Annotated in this window: 19 protein-coding genes; 7 read left to right on the forward strand and 12 right to left on the reverse strand. The window is 43.7% G+C overall.

Translation table 11 applies throughout. The annotated features are described in order from the left end of the window. Positions 1 to 5 precede the first annotated feature (5 nt). A complete protein-coding gene (gene queC / locus DWW91_RS20070) occupies positions 6 to 677 on the reverse strand; it encodes a 7-cyano-7-deazaguanine synthase QueC (protein WP_122328747.1) in 672 nt (223 codons plus the stop codon). A gap of 237 nt (positions 678 to 914) precedes the next feature. Here queC and DWW91_RS20075 point away from each other — a divergent pair, with 237 nt between their 5' ends. Continuing rightward, positions 915 to 2,372 (forward strand): OmpP1/FadL family transporter, encoded by a 1,458-nt coding sequence (locus DWW91_RS20075; protein WP_010800762.1) that lies wholly within the window; start codon positions 915 to 917, stop codon positions 2,370 to 2,372. Positions 2,373 to 2,648: 276 nt separating this feature from the next. Here DWW91_RS20075 and DWW91_RS20080 read toward each other — a convergent pair whose 3' ends face one another. The 5 genes from DWW91_RS20080 to DWW91_RS20100 form a co-directional block, all read right to left on the reverse strand. Next, positions 2,649 to 2,969 (reverse strand): T9SS type A sorting domain-containing protein, encoded by a 321-nt coding sequence (locus DWW91_RS20080; protein WP_122328748.1) that lies wholly within the window; start codon positions 2,967 to 2,969, stop codon positions 2,649 to 2,651. Positions 2,970 to 3,055: 86 nt separating this feature from the next. Then, positions 3,056 to 3,970 (reverse strand): ribonuclease Z, encoded by a 915-nt coding sequence (locus tag DWW91_RS20085; protein WP_010800761.1) that lies wholly within the window; start codon positions 3,968 to 3,970, stop codon positions 3,056 to 3,058. A gap of 320 nt (positions 3,971 to 4,290) precedes the next feature. Beyond that, positions 4,291 to 5,445: a cytochrome d ubiquinol oxidase subunit II gene (locus DWW91_RS20090; protein ID WP_122328749.1), complete on the reverse strand. Its 1,155-nt coding sequence runs from the start codon at positions 5,443 to 5,445 to the stop codon at positions 4,291 to 4,293. Positions 5,446 to 5,456: 11 nt separating this feature from the next. Further along, positions 5,457 to 7,022 carry a cytochrome ubiquinol oxidase subunit I gene (locus DWW91_RS20095; protein ID WP_009859857.1) on the reverse strand — a complete coding sequence of 522 codons (1,566 nt, stop codon included), beginning with the start codon at positions 7,020 to 7,022 and terminating at the stop codon, positions 5,457 to 5,459. Positions 7,023 to 7,033: 11 nt separating this feature from the next. Further along, positions 7,034 to 7,261, reverse strand: a complete 228-nt coding sequence (locus DWW91_RS20100; RefSeq protein ID WP_009859856.1) for a DUF4492 domain-containing protein — start codon at positions 7,259 to 7,261, stop codon at positions 7,034 to 7,036. Between the two features lie 287 nt (positions 7,262 to 7,548). Here DWW91_RS20100 and DWW91_RS20105 point away from each other — a divergent pair, with 287 nt between their 5' ends. From DWW91_RS20105 to DWW91_RS20125, 5 genes are all read left to right on the forward strand, one after another. Beyond that, entirely contained in the window at positions 7,549 to 9,021 is a 1,473-nt protein-coding gene (locus DWW91_RS20105; protein WP_009859855.1) for a Gfo/Idh/MocA family protein, read from the forward strand. Between the two features lie 20 nt (positions 9,022 to 9,041). Continuing rightward, a complete protein-coding gene (locus tag DWW91_RS20110) occupies positions 9,042 to 9,896 on the forward strand; it encodes a DUF1080 domain-containing protein (RefSeq protein ID WP_010800760.1) in 855 nt (284 codons plus the stop codon). A 169-nt stretch (positions 9,897 to 10,065) separates the two neighbouring features. Beyond that, positions 10,066 to 10,431: a DUF6249 domain-containing protein gene (locus tag DWW91_RS20115; RefSeq protein WP_010800759.1), complete on the forward strand. Its 366-nt coding sequence runs from the start codon at positions 10,066 to 10,068 to the stop codon at positions 10,429 to 10,431. A gap of 9 nt (positions 10,432 to 10,440) precedes the next feature. Next, on the forward strand, positions 10,441 to 11,004 hold the full coding sequence (locus DWW91_RS20120; protein ID WP_122328750.1) for an RNA polymerase sigma factor: 564 nt from the start codon (positions 10,441 to 10,443) through the stop codon (positions 11,002 to 11,004). Beyond that, positions 11,001 to 11,390 (forward strand): hypothetical protein, encoded by a 390-nt coding sequence (locus DWW91_RS20125; RefSeq protein WP_122328751.1) that lies wholly within the window; start codon positions 11,001 to 11,003, stop codon positions 11,388 to 11,390. The genes DWW91_RS20120 and DWW91_RS20125 overlap by 4 nt, the downstream gene beginning before the upstream one ends. 419 nt (positions 11,391 to 11,809) lie before the next feature. Here DWW91_RS20125 and DWW91_RS20130 read toward each other — a convergent pair whose 3' ends face one another. From DWW91_RS20130 to surE, 6 genes are all read right to left on the reverse strand, one after another. Continuing rightward, the gene (locus DWW91_RS20130; RefSeq protein ID WP_122328752.1) at positions 11,810 to 12,892 is read right to left on the reverse strand and encodes a hypothetical protein; all 1,083 of its coding nucleotides are present in this window, start codon (positions 12,890 to 12,892) and stop codon (positions 11,810 to 11,812) included. A gap of 11 nt (positions 12,893 to 12,903) precedes the next feature. Further along, on the reverse strand, positions 12,904 to 13,443 hold the full coding sequence (locus DWW91_RS20135) for a hypothetical protein (RefSeq protein ID WP_046146187.1): 540 nt from the start codon (positions 13,441 to 13,443) through the stop codon (positions 12,904 to 12,906). A 1-nt stretch (position 13,444) separates the two neighbouring features. Beyond that, a complete protein-coding gene (locus tag DWW91_RS20140; RefSeq protein WP_370449600.1) occupies positions 13,445 to 14,014 on the reverse strand; it encodes an RNA polymerase sigma factor in 570 nt (189 codons plus the stop codon). A gap of 94 nt (positions 14,015 to 14,108) precedes the next feature. Next, a complete protein-coding gene (locus DWW91_RS20145) occupies positions 14,109 to 14,852 on the reverse strand; it encodes a NigD-like protein (protein ID WP_122328754.1) in 744 nt (247 codons plus the stop codon). Between the two features lie 82 nt (positions 14,853 to 14,934). Next, on the reverse strand, positions 14,935 to 16,068 hold the full coding sequence (gene lpxB / locus DWW91_RS20150) for a lipid-A-disaccharide synthase (protein ID WP_122328755.1): 1,134 nt from the start codon (positions 16,066 to 16,068) through the stop codon (positions 14,935 to 14,937). Further along, positions 16,065 to 16,829, reverse strand: a complete 765-nt coding sequence (gene surE / locus DWW91_RS20155; protein ID WP_048316792.1) for a 5'/3'-nucleotidase SurE — start codon at positions 16,827 to 16,829, stop codon at positions 16,065 to 16,067. The genes lpxB and surE overlap by 4 nt, the downstream gene beginning before the upstream one ends. 1,140 nt (positions 16,830 to 17,969) lie before the next feature. Here surE and DWW91_RS20160 point away from each other — a divergent pair. Beyond that, positions 17,970 to 21,626, forward strand: a complete 3,657-nt coding sequence (locus DWW91_RS20160; protein WP_122328756.1) for a DUF6383 domain-containing protein — start codon at positions 17,970 to 17,972, stop codon at positions 21,624 to 21,626. Positions 21,627 to 21,642: the final 16 nt, after the last annotated feature.

Raw genomic sequence — 21,642 nt, forward strand, 5'->3', positions numbered from 1 at the left:
TGCAGTTACTTGTTAGCTGTTAACTTCCTTCTAAGGTATTTCTCTAATCCTTCCCGGCGCAGTTTGCAGGCGGGGCAATGGCCGCAACCGTCGGCTGGGACGCCGTTGTAGCAGGTCAGTGTCTGCGTGCGGACCAGGTCGAATACGCCCAGTTCGTCGGAGAGCTGCCATACTTCGCTTTTATCGCGGTCCATCAGAGGTGTATGGATGACGAACTGTTCATCCATCGCCAGGTTCAGCGTCACATTGAGCGAGCGGACGAAGGTGTCGCGGCAATCGGGATATCCGCTGAAATCGGCCTCCGATACGCCGGTGACGAGATGGAAAATCCCTTTGCTCCGTGCCATGATGGCAGCGAATGTCAGGAAAACCATGTTCCTTCCCGGTACGAAGGTGTTCGGATAACTGTCGGCCGGTTTGTCTTCATCCATTTCGATAGAAGTGTCCGTCAACGAGTTAGGCGCCAGTTGGCTGATTAGCGATACGTCCAGCAATTGGAACGGCACGTCGGCATCGGCAGCAATCTTGCGTGCAATATCAATTTCGAGGGAATGTTTCTGGCCGTAAGTAAAACAGACGGCTTCTACGCGTTTAAAGTGCTTCTTGGCCCAGAACAGGCAGGTGGTGGAGTCTTGTCCACCGGAGAAGCATACCAGAGCGGCATCTTGATGTTTCATATTTTTCTTGTTTTATACGTGGTTCAGCAAGCACACGGCAAGGGAAACGTTCCTTTGCGTTGCAAAGATAAGGAGATTTTCTGAATTATTTATTCTGTGGAGTAATTGCACAATAAATGCGGAAATGTGCCGCACATTCTTGTTAAAAGTGTGCAATATTAAAGAAAAGTCTTTATCTTTGCCGGCGTTTGCATCTGAGAGGATGTTATAAGAGAGGTATTAATTAATGAATATTTTATGAAGAAAGTTATCGCTTTAGCATGTCTTTCCATGCTTCCGATGTCGTATGCAGCGGCAGAGGGTTACCAGGTTAACGCTCAGAGTACCAAGCAGGCAGGTATGGGACACGTTGGTGTAGCCATGAAGTTGGGTGCAGAAAGCATGCATTTTAATCCGGCTGGTCTGGTGTTTATGGATAAGAACGTGGATTTGTCGGCCGGTATTACCGGGGTGTTTGCCAATGGTAAGTTTACGGGAGATGATGGTTATGTACAAAAAACGGATAATAAGGCAAGTACTCCTTTATATGTATATGCCGGTTTCAAGATTTATGACTTCCTGGCAGCCGGTATCAGTGTAAACACTCCTTATGGTAGTGCGATTAACTGGGGACGCGACTGGAAAGGTGCTCACCTGGTGCAGGATATCTCTTTGAAGGCATTCAATATTCAGCCAACTGTTTCCTGGAAGATTATGGATAACCTGAGTATCGGCGCAGGCCTGATGATGGAATTCGGTAATATTGAACTGAATCGTGCCTTGATTGCTCCGCGTGCCATGACAGGTTTGGCTGAGAGCATGATGGGGCAACTTGGGCCGATACTTGAAGCAAAGCCGGAATTGAGACCGGTTGTTGACCAGTTGGTCACAGAAATGGCTAAATATGACGAAGTATCCGCAGCTTCTGCTTCTTTGAAAGGAGATGCAGGTATCCGTTTCGGGTTCAATGTGGGTGCGATGTATGATATTAACGATAAATTCACGGTCGGTTTATCTTACCGTTCAAAGGTGAAAGCCCGTGTGAAAGAAGGTGATGTCCGTTTGAGCTATGCTAATGAATTAGGAATTAAAGGATTGTTGGAACAGGTAAATGGCTTGGTTGGTCAGCTCCAGGCAAGTGGCATCACTATTCCCGGTATTCCTGAGGGCGGAATCAATATTCCTCCACTGGACCAGGCTACTTTCTCTGCTGAACTGCCTCTGCCGGATAACTGGAATGTCGGCCTGACTTACAAACCCAATGACCGCTGGATTGTTTCCGGTGAAGTTCAGTTTGTAGGCTGGGGTGCTTACAACTCTTTAGTTGTGAACTTCTATCCGGCATCCGAATTGAGCGATTATGATATCGATGCCCCGAAGAAATATAAAAACTCACGTATCTATCGTTTGGGAACCCAGTTCGCAGCAACAAACCGTCTGGACCTTCGTTTAGGTGCATATTTCGACGAAACTCCGGTAGAAGATAATTATCTGAATCCCGAAACTCCGAGTATGAACAAACTGGGTATCACTGCCGGTTTGAGTTTCCGTCCGTTACAGTCTTTATCCGTTGATTTTGCATTCTCTTATGTAACAGGTTTCGGGCGCGACGGTTCTTATACCGACCTGGACCTTTTAAAGAAACCCCGTACATTCGGCGGACATTACAACGTATATGCCTTGATGCCGTCTATCGGTCTTTCCTACGCTTTTTAACCTATACATATATAATTACAGAAGAAGAGGGCTTGTCTTGGTGGCAGGTCCTCTTTTCTTTTTGGGAATACGGAGGTTTGTTTTATTCGGGAAGAACTTATAGCTTGCGCGGATGAAATAAAAGTTCCATCAGGGTGGGGAAATAAGCCCATTGCAGTGGGGATTTTTCCCCATTATGGTGGGGACTTTTCCCCACTGTGAAAAAAACTTTGGGGAAATTAGAATGAGATGTGATGGATATAAGTAAAAAGATATCCAAAAACAACAGAGATGTATTTAGCGGATGGCTACTTTGCGGACAGTTTCGCCGATGCGGACGATATAGTAACCTTTGGCGATGTTAACGGTGTATTCGCCATCCGGTTGTTTCAGCTCGATTTCCTTGACACGGATGCCTACTACACTGTATATTTCCAGCTTGCTTCCGATGGGAGCATTCTTCACAACCACCTTGTTGTCGTAGGCGCTGATTTCGATAGAATCGGGTTCTGTCTGCTTTATGGCATGCGTTGCCTGAACCGTTTGCTGCGCACTTGCAATAAACGGGGAACCAACGTAAGCGCTGATCAACAGGATTATGGAAAATAATATTCTCATATTCGAAACCCTAAATTCGTACAAATGTATGAATAATTTTGAATATGCTGGATATTTGGCAGTTATTATTTAAGAAAACCACGATATTATATAGGCAAAACCATCCCTTCGGCTCCGAGAATGGTGCCGGGATATACTTCTTCCGCTTCACGATGCAATGTTGCCAAGTCCTCGTAACGGGCAGAATAATGGCCGATAACGAGGCGTTTGACACCGGCTTTCAGAGCGATGTCTGCCGCTTGCCGTGCTGTAGAATGGAATGTTTCTTTGGCGCGTGCCTTGTCGCATTCGGCAAAGGTCGCCTCATGATAAAGAAGGTCTACCCCTTCAATGATCGGGATGACGGAAGGATTGTAGGCCGTATCCGAGCAATACGCATACCGTTTGGGGGGAGCTGCCGGGCGTGTCAGTCGTGAATTGGGAATCACTTCTCCTTCCGGCGTGACATAATCCTCTCCCAGCTTGATATCCTTCATGCATCTGACGGGGACCTGATAGAAGTCGGTCATCTCGCGGATGATATGGGCTTCTTTAGGCTTCTCGGCAAACAAAAAGCCGCAGGTCGGGATACGATGTTTCAGAGGAATGGAGTAGACGGAAAGCGAGCGATCCTCCATAATCAGCGAATGACTACGTGTATCCACAGGATTGAAACGGACTTCGTAAGGCATGCCTTTACAGAATGTATCCAATACCGGACGCATATAGTTTTCGATCTCTTTGGGTGCATGTATCACCAGTTCGCCGGTGCGTCCCAGCATACCGAGTGTGGAGATCAAGCCGGGCAGACCAAAACAATGGTCACCATGCAGGTGGGATATGAAAATATGATTCAACCGGCTGAATTTGATACGCATATGGCGCATCTGCACCTGTGTGCCTTCGCCACAGTCTATCATATATAATTTGTCCCGTAAATCTACTACCTGAGAGGTTGCCAGATGCCGTGTTGTAGGTAAGGCCGAACCGCATCCCAAAATGTTTAAATTGAAATCTGCCATAAAGGAATCCCTTGGATAATTGTTTGCAAAGATAATACAAAAGCATCTGTGTTCTGTGAAAAATAGCAAAAAATGCGGTCGGATTGTTCCGAAGATGCTTCGGATTACATATATTTGTTTGCTGTCCTAAAGGAAGCATTCTATAGTAAGTAAAAAAGACTTAAGATATTTTATTCTAAGCCTTAACTAACTTTTTCTTTTTGTTTAAAACGGTTAAATGTAGAAACGGCCAAGCGTGAGCTTCGCCGTTTCCTTTGTTTTATGGGGTATGTTTCTTGCAAAGGGCGGTTCGTGAACCGCCCGTACGGACGCCGTGTTCTTTAGTAAGTGTGCCCGTCTTTCTGTTCCATCTCTTCTGCGTCGATCTTATGAAGATCGAGTGCCCTCCATGCATAGAATATATAAGCCAGCACGAACGGAACGAGAATGGATACGTAACTCATCACTTTCAGCGTGAACGGACTTGATGAACTATTCTGAAGAGTCAGCGAACTTTGCAGATCGGTCAACGACGGATAATAAGCCGTGTTGTTCCAACCGGCACAGAGCAATAACGCCAGTACGGTGAGGACGGTCCCTGTCCCGGTAAACCAGATTCCTTTCCGCCACGTTTGCGACAGGATTGTTTTAATAATACCGAACAAGACAAGCACTACGCCCACCAGCAGAACTGCCAGTACAGCCGGCATCTCGATCAGGTTGATGAAATATTTATAAGGCTGCATGAACACCTCCTGCGTTTCCGGGTTCACGGCAAAACCGTCTACCAGCATCAAACGTACGAGGAACAGCAGGAAGAACACCAGGAACAAAGCTGTTTCCGGTATCAAGCGTTTCCGGCAGCGGCTCACTATATCCTTATTGTCAATATTGTTGATGAAATAGAGCAATGCCTGCACACGTGCCAGGAAGAATACGGCCAGCCCGAGACAAACGTTCCAGAATACAAATGCTGCTTCCAGTCCGTGCAGAGAGTTATTCCAGGTCGAGATAACTGGCATGGCAATATCTGTCATCTGTCCTTTATTCACTGAAAATTCGGCTCCGTTGAAGAATGTCCCTACGGCGGTTCCCAGCAGGATCGGGCCCAGCACGCCGTTGATGATCAGGAATATCTGGTAAGTCTTTTTGCCCAGTAAGTTCCCTTTTTTAGCTTGGTATTCGTAGGATACGGCCTGTATCACGAAGCAAAGCAGAATGAGCATCCACACCCAATAAGCACCGCCGAAACTGGTCGAGTAGAATAAAGGGAAAGAGGCAAAGAAGGCACCACCGAAAGTAACCAGCGTTGTGAAGGTAAACTCCCATTTACGTCCGGTTGAGTTTAATAGCATCTTTTGTTCCAACTTCGTCTTCCCGATCGAAAAGAGCAATGACTGACCTCCCTGTACAAAAAGCAGGAATACTAACAGTGCTCCCAGCAGGGATACGAGGAACCACCAGTAATGTTGTAATAATATATATGTACTATCCATGGTGTATATTTTTAGTTTTCATTGTTAGTAGATACGGCCGGTCCTTTCTTGATAGCCTTCACCATAATTCCCACTTCGGCAATCAGTAAGATGGTAAACAGGATCAGAAACAGGAAGAAAGTGGTCTGTACAGACGACGTAGCCAGTTTGGAGATAGATGCGCTCGTCGGAAGGATATCCTGTATGGCCCAAGGTTGGCGTCCCACCTCGGCAACGATCCATCCGGCCTGTCCGGCAATATATCCCAGCGGAATCGACCACAGGCATACTTTCTGAAGCCAGCGGGTGTCTTTAAACTTGTCTTTTTTACTCCAGATGATCGCAATGATAAAGAGCAGGATGAAGTAACCTCCCAGAATCACCATGATGCGGAAGGAATAGAACGTCATTCCTACATGAGGAACCAGGTCGCCCGGATCTTTGATATAACCGTAACCGAAATAGGGAAAGTTTTCTTCAAGTGTCGCCCGGTATTGTTTGGCGGCCGCTTCGTCTTTCTCTTTCTTGGCTTCGCGGTATTTGGCGAGTGATTGGATAGCCAGTTGCCCTTTGGCGATCTTTTCGGCAGCGGAAAGGGCCGGTGTGCCGTCTTTGGTTTCATATCCTCCTTCGATCAGATTATTGATACCCGGCACATATCCGTCTATCTTGCGTTCTGCCAGCAAAGACAGCATTTTGGGTATTTGTATATTAAAGATGAACGGCTCTACATTGTCTTTATAACTGGTCTTTTCCGGATTCAGCATCCCGATGCCCACCAGTCCGACACCGTTTCCTCCTTCGTAAAGGCCTTCCATGGCAGCCAGCTTCATCGGCTGTTTCTGAGCAACCTGATAGGCGGAACCGTCACCGGTCCAAAGGATCAGTAAAGAAGCAACCAGTCCGAAAATGGCGCTGATCTTGATACTTTCCAGGGCAAAACGCGTTTCCCGTTTCTTCAACAGATACCAGCTACTGATGCCTATTACAAATAACGCACCTACGATCCAGCCGGATAATACGGTGTGGAAGAATTTATTGATGGCGACAGGCGACAAAGCGACAGCCCAGAAATCGAACATTTCGTTGCGTACCGTGTCCGGATTGAATTGCATACCTGCCGGATGCTGCATCCAGGCATTGGCGATCAGAATCCACAGGGCGGATAAGGTGGCTCCGATAATGGTCAGCCAGGTAGAAGCCAGGTGGAAACGTTTGCTCACCTTGTCCCACCCGAAGAACATAACCGCGATGAATGTCGCTTCCATAAAGAAAGCAAGGATACCTTCGATGGCCAGCGGCGCTCCGAAAATATCACCGACAAACCAGCTGTAGTTCGACCAGTTCGTCCCGAACTCAAATTCGAGAATCAGACCGGTGGCAACACCGATCGCGAAGTTAATACCAAACAGCTTCATCCAGAACTGAGCTGTCTTTTTCCAGAATTCGTCACCTGTTTTGTAATAAATGGTTTCCAGTATTGCCTGGATCACACCAAGCCCTAAAGTCAGGGGTACAAAAAGCCAGTGATACATGGCCGTCAGAGCGAACTGCGCCCTCGACCAGTCAATCAAAGAAGTGTCAATGCTTTCGATCATAATTATATTAATTAAGGAGTAATTGCTCGATTGATCAATTCACCCGATACGTGTTCCTGTTTCTCGGAATCGCTGTCAAACTGTCCCAGGTAATTAGGAAAGAAAAACAGTTTTAATATAAAAAACATGATGAAGAGCTTGACCAATATAATCAGCCATAGCGTTTTACCCAGCTTCATTTCACGAAATCCTTCCAGGTAAAATTGGTAAATTCGAACAAGTATTGGTTTCTTTTTCATGTTCAGCTCTTCATTTATATAACAGAAATCCGGTGAATATGTTTTGTGTTAGACAAATATAAAAGAAAGAACGACTTTTCAAACACCTAGTTCTATAGATAATATTTATGAAAAAATAGACATTGTCTATAAGCACTGTTAAAAAAAACTATTTTGAAAAAGAAAGCGGGAAGGACGGCTTGTTGTTATTTTCGCATTGGCTATATTTGCGTCAGTTTGTGTTTTTAAGATGTGACAATTGAATCAGAATATTATTATTAAGTGCTAATCTATAAAAAATTATTACTATGTCAAACATCACTAGAAGATCATTTCTTCAAAGAGGCGCAGCCGCTGCTGCTGCTTTGACCATTGTTCCGGGTTCCGTTTTAGGAAAAAGTCATGGGTATGTGGCTCCAACAGATAAATTGAATATTGCTGCTGTCGGTATCGGCGGTATGGGACATGCCAATATTAATGCTGTAAAAGGAAGTGAAAACATCGTTGCTCTTTGCGACGTGGATTGGAAATATGCGAAAGGCGTATTCGACGAACATCCGAATGCTAAAAAATATTGGGACTATCGCAAGATGTACGATGAGATGGGTAAATCTATTGATGCCGTTATTATCGCTACAGCCGACCATACACATGCTATGATTACGGGAGATGCGATGACATTGGGCAAACATGTTTATTGTCAGAAACCGTTGACACACTCTGTGTACGAATCTCGTTTGTTGACTAAACTGGCTGCTTCTACAAATGTTGCAACTCAGATGGGTAACCAAGGTTCTTCTTCTGAAGATACGGATTTGGTTTGCGAATGGATCTGGAATGGCGAAATCGGTGATATCACAAAAGTTGAATGTGCGACAGACCGTCCTATTTGGCCGCAAGGTTTGAATACTCCGGATAAAGCAGATAAGGTGCCTTCTACATTGAACTGGGATTTATTTACCGGTCCTGCCGAATTGAAACCTTTCAACAAAATTTATCATCCTTGGAACTGGCGCGGATGGTGGGCTTATGGTACAGGTGCTTTAGGCGATATGGCTTGCCATATCATGCACACTCCGTTTAAGGCATTGAAATTGGGTTACCCGACAAGCGTTGAAGCTTCCTCTACTTTGTTGCTTCGTGATTGCGCTCCTAATGCACAGCATGTGAAGTTTATTTTCCCGGCTCGTGAAAATATGCCGAAACTGGCCATGCCGGAAGTTGAAATTCATTGGTATGACGGTGGTATGATGCCGAATCGTCCGGAAGGTTTCCCGGAAGGAAAAGAATTGATGGGACCTGGTGGCGGTCTGACTATTTTCCATGGAACGAAAGATACATTGATTTGCGGTTGTTACGGACAGCAGCCGTTCTTGTTGTCAGGTCGTGTTCCAAATGCTCCTAAAGTATGTCGTCGTGTAAAAGGACATGAAATGGATTGGGTACGTGCTTGTAAAGAAAATGCATCCAGCCGTGTACAAACAAAATCGAATTTCTCGGAAGCCGGTCCGTTCAACGAAATGATCGTGATGGGTGTATTAGCAGTTCGTTTACAGAGTCTGAACAGAACATTGAAATGGGATGGCAATAACATGCAATTTACGAACATCGGTGATAACGAAATGATAAAGACTTGTATCAAAGACGGTTTCACTATCAAAGATGGTCATCCTTCGTTTGCAAAAGACTGGACAGATCCTGTTAATGCAAAACAGTTTGCAGCAGAACTGATCAAGCACAACTATCGCGATGGTTGGAAATTGCCTGATATGCCTAGATAACAGTTTTAAACTACATAAAAATGAAGAAGTCAGTATTATTTGTCAGTGCCGCGCTGATGATGTGCTATTTTACATCTTGTGGCGGTGGAAAGAAAACAGATGAAGCTGCTGCCGATGCAACAGCCGAAGCAAAAACAGAAGCAGCTGTGCCTGAATACAAATTATTGGATTTACCGACAGTCGACCTGTCTAAATTCCCGAAAGATGCCGATGGTTGGATTACTATGTTTGATGGTAAAACACTGAATGGCTGGAGAGGATATGACCGTACAGATGTTCCTAATGCTTGGGAGGTGAATGACGGCGCAATTCATATCAAAGGTTCTGGTGCCGGTGAAGCTGGTGCTAAGGACGGTGGTGACCTGGTATTTGCTCATAAGTTCAAAAATTTTGAGTTGGAATGGGAATGGAAAGTAGCTAAAGGCGCTAATTCCGGTGTATTTATTATGATCCAGGAAGTGGAAGGACAACCTTCTTATATTTCTGCTCCTGAATTCCAAATCTTGGATAACGCAAACCATCCGGATGCCAAATTGGGTAAAGATGGCAATCGTATGTCTGCTTCCCTGTATGATATGATCCCGGCTAAACCGCAGAACTCTAAACCGTTCGGCGAATGGAACAAGTCTAAGATCATGTGTTATAAAGGTACGGTTGTTCACTATCAGAATGACGAACCGGTTGTTGAATATCACTTGTGGACACAGCAGTGGAAAGAAATGCTGGATAAGAGTAAATTCAGCAAAGACAAATGGCCGTTGGCTTATGAACTACTGTTGAACTGTGGCGGACCTAACAAAGAAGGTTTCATCGGTTTGCAGGATCATGGTGACGACGTTTGGTATCGTAACATTAAGATTAAAATATTGGATTAATCTTTCCGTAGTTTACGGATAACTTATTGATAAATACCCGAAATCGGAGGTGCATCCGGTTTTCGGGTATTTTTTTTGAAAATAGTTTGTCATTCCTGTAACCTTCTTTCCGGAACGTTAGTCTTATCTGTAAACGAAACAAATTAGAAACAAATTAAATATTGAAATTATGGAAAGTTGGTTGATTCCCCTGGTTGCAATTGTTTGTGCGGTAGGCTTGCCCGTAGTGTTGCTTATAGTACTTGTAGTAAGAACTACCCGGACAAAACATGAAGAGCGTATGGCTATGATCGAGAAAGGTATTGTATTGGAAGAGCCGGAAAGGAAGGCGAATAAATTCAATGCCCTGCGTAACGGTTTGCTGATGATCGGACTGGCTTTGGGAGCTATTGGTGGTATATATCTGGATGATACGATGCCGCATGACTGGGCTGGTTTTTCTGTTGTTATCTTTACTGTTTTAGGTGGCGGCATAGCTTATCTGGCCTATTTCTTCATTGTTCTCAAGATGTTGGAAAAGGAGAAAGAACAATAAACCGGATTGATGGACGAACAAAAATGGATAAAAAGCATTCTGGCAGGGGACACCAAAAGTTTCTCCTGCCTCGTCGTGAAGTACCAGCAGATGGCATTTACGATTGCCTTCCGCATACTGGAGAATCGCGAGGAGGCAGAAGAAGTCGTGCAGGATGCTTTTGTCAAGATGTATCGTGCACTTCCGTCTTTCCAGTTTGGCAGTAAGTTTTCTACCTGGTTCTATAAAATTGTCTATAATACGGCCATTACCGCCCAGCGGAAGCAATCCGTATTCGACAGTTATGATGATGCTATTGCAACCGATCTTACAACCAGTGAAGTAGATAGCGCAACGGCTATCCTGGAGCGGGAAGACCGGAAAGAAATAATTGCACGTGTATTGAAAAAGTTACCTGCCGATGAGAGCCTGGTACTTAATCTCTTTTACCTGGAAGAGTGTTCCATTGCGGACATCGGTCAGATCACGGATCTGACGCCTTCCAATATTAAAGTAAAATTGTTTCGGGGACGTAAGCATTTCTACGAGACATTACAGTTAATGATGAAGAATGAAACAGCGAATGTGTTATGAGTACATCAGATAAAGATATAAACCGCTTGACCGGCAAACTTCTGAAAGAAGGAATGGTTAAGCCATCTCCGGATTTAAGCCTGCGGATCATGGAGCTTATCATGCAGGAAGAACCGTTGAAAGTACCGGAAGTGAAAAAGGCCCGGATGAGTTCCGGAATGCCCCCTTTTATGATTGTTGGCATCATTATTGCATATCTCGTCGTATTTGCCGGCGTATTGATGCTTTTAGGCCAACAGCCCGCAGGAAGCGTTGATCATATGCTGGAAGGGATAAAGGATAAACTGCCGTTTATTATGACAATTGCGGCTATCGCCGGTTCGCTGATATTTTATTCGGCACTGGATAAAGTGTTGGCTGTTACTTTTCTCTTGAAAGAAAAGTAACCAAAAGTTCAAGGCTGCATTTGCCTCGCTACTCAGTATCCTCCGTTCGCTGTCGTCTGCGAACTCGCTTCGCTCAAACAGCACAGCCTCCGGGCGCTCTCTACGGATACTTCGCTTTACGCTCACCAAATGAGGCCTTTCATAGAACGCTTTGCGTTCTCCTGGGATTGCCGATACTACTTGTTAAATCCGAAAGTTTTTGTTCTATAAGTATCGGTGTCGGCCATCCTAAAAGGAAGCAAAGCTTCCTGTGAAAGGCCTCAGCGGGTGAACGTCCGCGAAGGAGGAAGACGCAGCGTCCGGAGCATCTGCTGTTTGAGCGAAGCGAGTTCAGATGCGACAGCGTAGTCTTCTTCCGAAGCAGTGAAGCCGGTGTAGCCTTGATCTTTTGCCTACTTTTCCATCAAGGGAAAAGTAGGTTATTTTAACGCCTTCACATTAATATTGCTGTAATTATTTCCGTCGAAATTGATGCGTCCCTTGTTTCCGCCGTTGATTTCATAGTAATGGTTCACTTTATCCTCTGTCGAAGAGTTTGTGATGTTGAAACCACTGACATGACGGTTGGCATATTTCATGTTTTCGGCAGCGATTTTGAAAGAGGCTTTTGCCGGAACGCTGATATTCAGATTGCCATAGCGTGCATCTACATTCACCTGTTTGAAGTTGGCAGACAATTCTTTTATTGTCAATGTGCTGTAAGCCAGTTCATCCACATTCAATTCATCTTTTACCGAACCGATCATCGCTTCGCTGTATTTGATCTCCATATAGCCTTTGTCAAGACTTTCGATTTTTATATTACCATACTTGTTTTCCAGATTGATCTGGCCGCATTTCTTAATATTCATATTCGAATACTTATTGTCGGCATTCATTTGTTCTGCATCGCCGACAGAGACGTTTCCGCAGTATCCCAGGTCCAGATTCACCTTCGTTACATTATTAATATCCACATTCCCGTATTTAGCTTCCAGGTTGAGAGGCTGGGTGAAACTGCCGGCATTCAGGTTACCGTACTTCACCTGTATCGTGCTTTTGCCTTCATTCTTGTCCGGCAGATTGATGTTCCCGTATTTCTGCGACAGGTTGATTGCCAGTTTCGAAGGCATGCTGATAAAATAATTGATCGTAAACCGGATGTTGGAATTGTTATTACCCCAGTTTTGCTGTTTCAGCGAAGTGATGGCGGAAACCGTATTCCCGCTTTTCTTTAGTTCGATGTTCACACGGTCGATGCAAGCCTGTGCAGCATCCGCACTTTCGGCTTTAGCCTCTATCTCAACGCGGATTGCCACTTCATTCTTGTTCCAGTGCGTGATGGTCGTATTGCCGTAACGATTGTCCGTCATCAATAGGTCACTCAGGCTGACGTCAAAAGATTTACTGATCTCTTTTTTCTTAATACTTTCCGGTTTTGCGCCCCAACTGATAGCGGTACTAGCGATAAGTAGCACTGCCAAAAGTAATAAGGAACGGCTTTTTAATTGTTTTGTATTCATGATATATATTTTTATTTGTCATCATTATCGTTTGTAACTATTTCCATCTGTTTCAGCATGATGTTCAGGCTTTCGACACTCGCACTATAATGCTGGTTCATAGCGAACAGGCCGTCGTTCGAGCAAGGCAGTGTCGGGAGGATTGTTTCTTCAAACATATAGTTATCTTTCAGAATCCTTTTGCTTTCCTGTAACAGGCCGGCGGCTCCCGGAGTCTTTTCCTTTTTATACAACGATTCCATTTGCGCCATGATATCGTTGATCTGCATCTTGTAATACATCTGAAGTTCGCCAAATTCCTTTTGCTGGCTGCATTGTTGCTGTATGGCTGCTTTTTGATTTATAGGAGTAGGCGTCCCACCCGGCATGCGGAGCAGGAGTATCAGTGCAATGGCGGCTGCGGCAGCGAAAGCAGACAAACTATATAGTTTGAAATGTTTCCTGCGGGCAGGCGGCAGTTTCTTTTCGAAGCGTTCGAAGTGACCTTCCGGCATAAGGTCATCTTCAAATGCTTCTCTATTGGTGTCTATGAAATTCTTTAATTTGTCCATGTCAATTTGCTGCTATAATGTCTAACAATTTGCGCTTTGCCCGCAGATATTGGCTGCGTACGCTTGGCGGCTGAATGTTCAGGATAGAGGCAATCTCTTCCATATCATATCCCTCGAAGAGGTAGAGCGAGAGGATTACGCGGTAACCGGCGGGTAATTTACCGGTTGCCTCTTTCACCTGTTTTACCGAATAGGCTATCTCCTCTTCGTTCGGTCCGTCCGGCTCCGGATCGGCATAGTTGTCGGATAGCTCCTCCCATTCCGGTGTTTGCCGGCGCACATAATCAATGGCCGTATGGACTGCTATCCGGTGTATCCAGGCTTCGAAACATTGTCCATCTTTATATTGGTCGATGTGCGTGAAGATTTTCAGGAACGAATCCTGCATGGCTTCTTCCGCTTCACCGCTGTTGCCGACAATGCGCAGGCAAGCTATGTACAATCGCTGTGCGAATTGTTTGTACAAGCCCAGTTGCGCACTCCGTTTTCCTTCCCGGCAACCCTTTATCAGTTGTACTGTTGTTTCGTTCATTTGTTTATATAAACGAGAGAAAACGTCCGACCGTTGCATCTCTGTCACAAAATTAGACAAAAAAAAGAAAGGCATCATCACGATGCCTCTCTCCCTGAACTAAATGATAAAAATAAAAGTTATGTGGGAAGGTTTAATTTGTCACTTGAAAATTCTCGGCTCCCAACATCGGCGCTTTACCGGCAGGGGAACCTGATTTGTATTTAAGTTCAATCGTATCATCACCTTCATACGATTTATACTTCACCTTCATCGTCACTGTATCACCGTTTGTAGGCGGCAGACTATTCAGTCTGAATGAGGCCAGGCCCCATCCTTGCCCACCCGACAAGTTATTGTATGCATTATGACGGAACTCCAGTTCATATGTATCCGTATTGTTCATCTTCACCAGATTGAGAAAATGTTTGGTCGATCCGTCGAAATAAGATTCGAACTGGAAATTAATATAACCATCCTCAATCCATACGGACTTCATCCATAACGGATCATTGCCGTAGTATTCATCATTTTTCTCGCCCAGATCGCCAACGATCGATTTAGTCAATACGCTGTCGATTCTGTTTACACGGACTGCATAATCATATCCTTCTGCCATGTGGCTGGTCGAATCTCCCAATAATGTAAAGTTTATAAAAGCACGTCTTTCTTTATCTACCCCGAAATAAGGAGTAACGCCGGATGCCGGCCAGAAAGTCGTTGAATCATCCCATTGCAGGTAATAGGCGTCATTCCCTAATGGTTTGATCGTAGCTATTCCAAAACTGTATTTATTAGAAGAATTGCTGTCATCATCTAAACAAGAATACATGGTAAAGGTCGCCAGAATGGTTCCCAGAACCAGTATAAAAGTTTTCAACGTCCTCATCACATTCATATCACAATTGTTTATTTTCCCATTCTAAAAGGTTAGATGGAAGAATAACGGAAAATGCTGCAAAAGAAAATAATAAAAGATGTTAATGCTTCAGTGATTGGTAAATAAGTTCGGCTGTACGTTGTGAAGCACCGGGTTTTCCGAGCATCTGAATGATCTCGTCGTAACCGTCGAGCATCTGTTGACGGTAAGCCGTATCGTGAAGTATTTTGCCTAGTTCATCGTGTATCTGCTGATAAGAGAAGCGGGCGCCGAACAATTCTTGTACGACTTCGCGTCCGGCAATCAGATTCACCAGCGAGATATATTTGGTATGGAAGAAATTGCGGAAGATAAAACTGGCCAACGGTCCGGCCACGACGTAATAACAGACTACCTGCGGTACGCAGAATAGCGATGTTTCAAGCGTTGCCGTACCCGAGGTGACCAGGGCGGCCCGGCTGTGTTGCAGCAGGTCGTATGTCTTGCCGAAGACGATTTTGGCAGGATGGTTTCCTATATGTTGTTTGTAATATTCCGGTTCCAGTCCGGGAGCTCCGGCTATAACGGGCTGATAGTCCGGGTAGGCAGCTGCCACCTCCAGCATAGTCGGAAGGTTATCTTTGATTTCCTGCCGGCGGCTTCCGGCAAGGAGGGCCAGGATGGGTTTATCCGGCAGTCCTTCATCGGCCATAAACGTATCGGGGCGGTTAGCTTGCTTTTCTTTATATTGGGCAACCGAGTCGACAGATGGATTTCCTACATAATCGACCGAGTAATCCAGCTTGCGGAAAAACTCGGTTTCGAAAGGCAGGATGCAGAACATCCGGTCCACATAACGGCGGAAGTCTTTGATGCGGTACTGTTTCCAGGCCCATATCTTGGGAGAAATATAATAGTAAACAGGCAGATGCAGCACTGTCTTTACGAATTTGGCTATTTTCAGGTTGAATCCCGGATAATCGATCAGTATCACCACGTCAGGCTGATATTTCCGGATATCTTCCTGACAGGTTTTCATATTATTCAGGATTGTTCGCAGGTTGAGCAATACGGGGATAAAACCCATAAAAGCCATCTCTTTGTAATGCTTTACCAATGTGCCGCCTACAGCCTGCATCAAATCTCCCCCGAAGAAACGGAAATCCGCCTCCGGGTCTTTTTCTTTTAATGCCGCCATCAGGTTCGACGCATGTAGGTCGCCCGAAGCTTCGCCTGCGATCAGAAAATATTTCATCCTTCCCAGTTTTTGTATTTCTCCATCCATTCGTAATCCGTCACATCCAGTTTGCAGGGCACCAGCGAAGCGTATCCGCTGTCGAGTGCCAGCATATCGTTGTCCGGATGAATCGGTTTAGCATTCTCGAAAGAACCTGTCAGCCAGAATACCGGTTTGCCGGCTCCATTCTCCGAGCGTTTGTATTCCTTCACCCATTTTCCGGCAGCCTGACGGCAAATCTTCATGCCTTTGACTGTATCCACTTTCGGTACATTCAGATTCAGATAGGTTCCGGCAGGTAATCCCTCTTTCAGTACACGGCGTGCCACCATACGTCCCAGGCGGCAACATTCTGTAAAGTCGGCATCCGGATGATGGTCGAGCAACGAAACTCCCAACGAAGGAACTCCGAATACGCATCCTTCGGCAGCAGCTCCCATCGTACCGGAATAAAGAACGGCTATCGCCATATTGCCACCATGGTTGATACCCGAAACGAGCAGGTCTGGCTTACGTTCAAGCACTTCATTGATAGCCAGTTTTACACAGTCCACCGGCGTCCCTGTACATTCGTAGATTGTAAGTCCGTGTTCTCTCTTCACCAGATTATATCTGATTGGATTTTCAGAAGTAATTGCACTGCTCATGCCCGAACGTGGGCCGTCGGGAGCAAATACGACTAAATCGCCCAGGTCTCTCAGGCATTCAGTTAACTCTTTAATACCTTTGGCATTTACGCCATCATCATTTGTAATCAGTATCAACGGTCTATCATTCATCGCAACTTCTTTTAAATATCACTACAAATGTAACGATAATCTTTTGACGGAGGATGCTTTTAATTTTTTCTTAACGTTCGGAGAGAGTTACTTCCGGTCAGTACAATTTGAGTTTCTGGAGTTTATATTTGTTTTATTTAAAAGGGAGTCATCGACTGTGTTTGTGGCTTTTGTCTGTTGGTTATCACGCGTTTATGGGGTGACGCCGGCAGTTCTGTTGGGCGTCACTGTTGTAAAGTGATAAAGCAAGCGGAATGACGGTTCGGCTATTATTTTTTACTTATCGGGAACTAATCCGTCACGTCCGTATATCTAAGGAGTAAGTATGGTAATTCTAAGTGTTTTTCTGCTTACTTTGATTTCTGTAATATATACTTTTCTAAAAAGTAATGCTATCATTACAAAAAAGTAAGTTATATACTACAAATACGTAAGGCTAGCTTTACATATTTAAAGGTGCTATATTTTACTCTTAATTTCAGGGTGTTTAATATTTAATTTTCCGTATGTTGTTTTTTACCTTTTACTAGCCTGTTCGAGTGAGTCTGTTTGTATAAAAATAGTATGAAAAAGTGTTGGTGACGCCGGAAGAGGATGGTGGATTCATCTGTTAATTGGTTGACTTACAGTTGGTAATCCGGTGGGCTTGTGAGGATGACTCCGTCTGTATGGATAAATTTGTGGGTAAAATAGTTTTAGATCTCATGGAAAGCGAAGATCGGTATCTGTTTAGAATGTGCGTATGACTTGAAAATCAACTCTATGTAAATGCAATATTAATGTACGTGCGTACATCTTAATATATAAGAAGTGTTTTATCTGATGAAATAGATGAATAATGGACTAAAAAGAGGGGACAGAAATGACTAGCTAAAACGATCGTTTTTTCTCGTCAACAAAAGTAAGCATTTGTTTCATTTCGGCAATCCTTTTTCAAATATTTTTTTCAACGGTATGTTCTTTCTTATCAATTGAATAGCATCATCTGTATGAATCTCCCGATTTAAGGGACGAACCTTCAAAGTCATGACGAGAAAAAACGATCGATTATTTTAGTCATAGGTTAAGAGGACCTTTTGAGGGTGATCGTATTGAATAAGAACTTATTACACTTTAGTATTAATATTAAATTTTAGAATTATGAACAAAAAGTTTTCTACTCTGGTAGGATGCTTGGCTTTAGGAACGTTGTTCTCAGCAAATGCACAGACTGTACAAGATGCTTATCGCACATTTGCTACAACTTCCGTATCCAAAACATCTACAGGTAAAGCTGGTCTATCTGCTTTGACTGGTGGTGCAACATTCAACGGGGCTGCTTGGTCACAGGATGTTTACCATATCCAAGACAATCTTCTTTATCAATTACAGGTAACTGCCGGAACCAATATCCAGGATGATGGTACAGATCCTTATGTATTGATTCAGGAAAGAAACTATGAAACAGGTAAGATTTATCTGAAAGCAGTTAAATCCAGCGAAGCTCCTCTGAATGCTTCTTTGTGGACAATCAACTATGACAAGGAAGATGGTGTAAGTGGTGGTAAGTTTACTTATGTAAACAAAGAAACTGGTTTCGCTTTGACATTCGATCACGAACGTGCTGCAAAAACTGTTGGTACAGCTCCAAATGCTAAAGCAACAGCTGCTGTAGAAATGAATGGTTGCACTGACAACTGGTCATGGTACACAGTAAACAGTAATGTAAATCCTTTTGATTATTCTCCTGTATTCTCTTATCTTCACAATCAGGCAAACAATCAGGTGATGTGTTTGGTAGTTGCTGATGATGCTACAGTAACAGGTGATTTGGCTACTGACGGTATGAATAAAACAGGTGTACTGTTGACTTCTGCTGTTTACGATTCAAATGTAGCTGGTCCGTCAGTAGGTAACATTCCTACTATTGCAGTAAATCTTAAGCCGGTGGTTGCTAATCCGATCATCATGACTGCTGACGATTTGAATGCTCGTATGGATGCTGATTTCCATGCAACTAACTTCGAATTCCTGTTCAACCCGAATACATTGGAAGGTACTGCTCCTTTTACAGGATCATTCGTTGCTGAAAAAAATGCATTGGGTTTGACTTTGGCTGATGTTGATGCTAAGAAATTCAACCTGAATTTCAAGATCGGTAACAAATATCTGTTGGCTGATACAGCTCGTTATCAGGAAGAAAAATATGCTCCTTCAGTTTCTCCTTCTGTTCAGTTTGCCGTAAAAACTCCGGTTTCAACAGATGGTGATTATATGAAAGCTCGCTACTACTTCAAAGCGACTTATTTCCCGACAAACGACAGCTTGCTGATCGAACCGTTGAATGCTGCTGTACAGGAAGATGCTGAATTCAATGCTCATACAGATTGGAAGGCTTCAAAAGCTTGTACACAATATTTCGAAAACGATTATACTGTAGCAAATACGTTTACTAATACTAAAACATACGCTACTACAGGTTCTAATACAGTTTCTTTAACAGCTGCTACAATCCCGGGTCAAACTAATCCGGTACTGACAGTTGCCAGAGACAACCGTGATGAATTTAAGGTAAAAACATCTATTGTACGTCCGTTCGAATATCTGACTCGCGGTACAGTTGCTAATGGTTTGTATTTCATCAATCTGTATACAACTAAATCTTCTGTAGAACGTGCTAACGGTATGTATATCGTTGAAAACATGGAAGGTAACATGATGTATGACAACCAGGCAATGGATCAGGACTTCTCTTTGATGCCTGCTACACAGTGGGTTGTTGAACAGTTGGATTGCAACGATGCTTCAAGCGTAGCACGTCGTGTGAAGATTCACAACCGTGAATATGCTGATCAGGTATTTGAAGGTCAGTTGTATAATATGGGAACTACTGCTGCTGGTGAAACAATCTACCGCTTTATCGACCGTACTTATGTAGGTGGAAATGATAACAAGGGTATGTTCAATAACCAGAATCTGGGTGTTCAGGATTCTATCATCTTCACTGCTGTAACTTCTCCGATCGCTAAGACTGCTTATCACGGATACAAGAAGTTCACTGTTGATGAACTGAGCAATGGTATTGAAAACAACTATACTATCAAGTATTACCATTTCAATAACGATAACCTGTATTTACAGAGTGAAGTAGGTAAGATCTCTAAAGCTGAAGAAGCAACAGATCCTACAATCTATGAAATCGCTGAAGCAACATTGCCTAACAATGGTGGTGCTATTGTGAACAGTTTTGGTTATTCGTTGGATGGTTATCAGGATTTGCAAAGAACAGCTTATGTTCTGAAACTGAAAGATGCTAATCTATTAGACAACGATAAGAAGTATCTTGCATTGGTTAAAAATGCACAGGATAACAATTACTATTACGAAGCAGTTAAGAAAGCTGATATCGATGGCGTAAAAGCTAAGTGGGCTTACTTCTATCTGAAAGCTGATCAGGTTCGTTCTGATGCTAATAATGCTGTAACTGATACTTGCTATGTATTGGTAGACATTCAAAATACAAATGGTACATTAGAAACTTCTAATGGTTGGAACAAGGCTAATGTTGTAGATGGTTTGGGTACATTACGTTTCTCTAGCTTGAACGACAATCCTGAAGATCGTGCTTCTGCATTCTACTTCCAGCACAAGATCCGTCCGCAGTATATCGATATGACTGCTGATTATGACATGCCGATGAACAATGTAGTGAAGATCTACAGAAAGAGCGGTAATGCAAACGAATATCTGTTCGAAGACGGAAATGACAGCAAAAACGTAAGCGCTTCTCAACCGATCGCAGACGTTCAGTTCTTAGGTATTGAAAGTAAGGGTGTTTCAGCTGACGCTGCTGCTATGTATGTTGACAAAGTTCTGTCTTCTAATAAATTCATGCCTCAGTACTTGTTTGCTGTAGACGTAGATTCTATTCCTGACGGATTCCTGTGTGGCAGCAAAACTCATGGTTATTGGGAAACTGAAGCTGAAGCAAAAGCTGCTGATGACAATCACTATGTAGCTTACAATGGTTACGTGGCAGGTCGTTTCTTGGTTAACTATACTGACTCTGTTCAGCCTAACAATAATGTAATGACTGATGCTGACAAATTCAAATTTGAAAATTACACTCGTTTAGGATTTGTAGAAGGTGTTCATCAGGTAACAACTGATGCTAAGGGTAATGTTACTGCAGAAACTCTTTATATCCTGAATAATGGTAAGACTTTGGCAGATGTTACTACTATCGTTAACAATACAGAAACAGGAACAAAAGTAATTGACTTCGATTTGCTTCGTGCTAATTCTGTAGCTAATGTACTTGACGGTGCTCATAAGAACTATGCATTCTCTCTGAGAAAGATCAATGACCAGGCTGATGAAACTGCTGATGCAAGTGAAGGCTTCCTGATGGAATCTAATGGTCAGGGTTCTGCTATCGGTTCATTCGCTGGTGCTTGGGTGAAAGTTCATAACGGTATTCCTGTATTGGCTCAGATTACACCGACAGGTGATCATGAAGACATCTCAGCTTCTATCAACGAAGTAATCAACCAGTCTCAGGTATTCCACTTCGGTCAGACAGACGAAACTCCGACAGAAAACGAAGGTGTTAAGACTACAGAAGTATCTGTATCTGTAATTCCTGGTGCTGTTGTAGTGAAGGGTGCTGAAGGTAAGACTGTTGCTATCAGCAACGTTCTTGGTCAGACAATTGCTAACACAGTAATCACTTCTAGCGAAGCTACAATCTCTGTTCCTGCAGGTATTGTATTCGTAGCTGTTGAAGGCGAAAGCGCTGTTAAAGCAATTATTAAATAAGAAATTTATAATCAAA

The sequence above is a fragment of the Parabacteroides sp. AF17-3 genome (assembly GCF_003635445.1).
GTDB lineage: Bacteria > Bacteroidota > Bacteroidia > Bacteroidales > Tannerellaceae > Parabacteroides > Parabacteroides goldsteinii.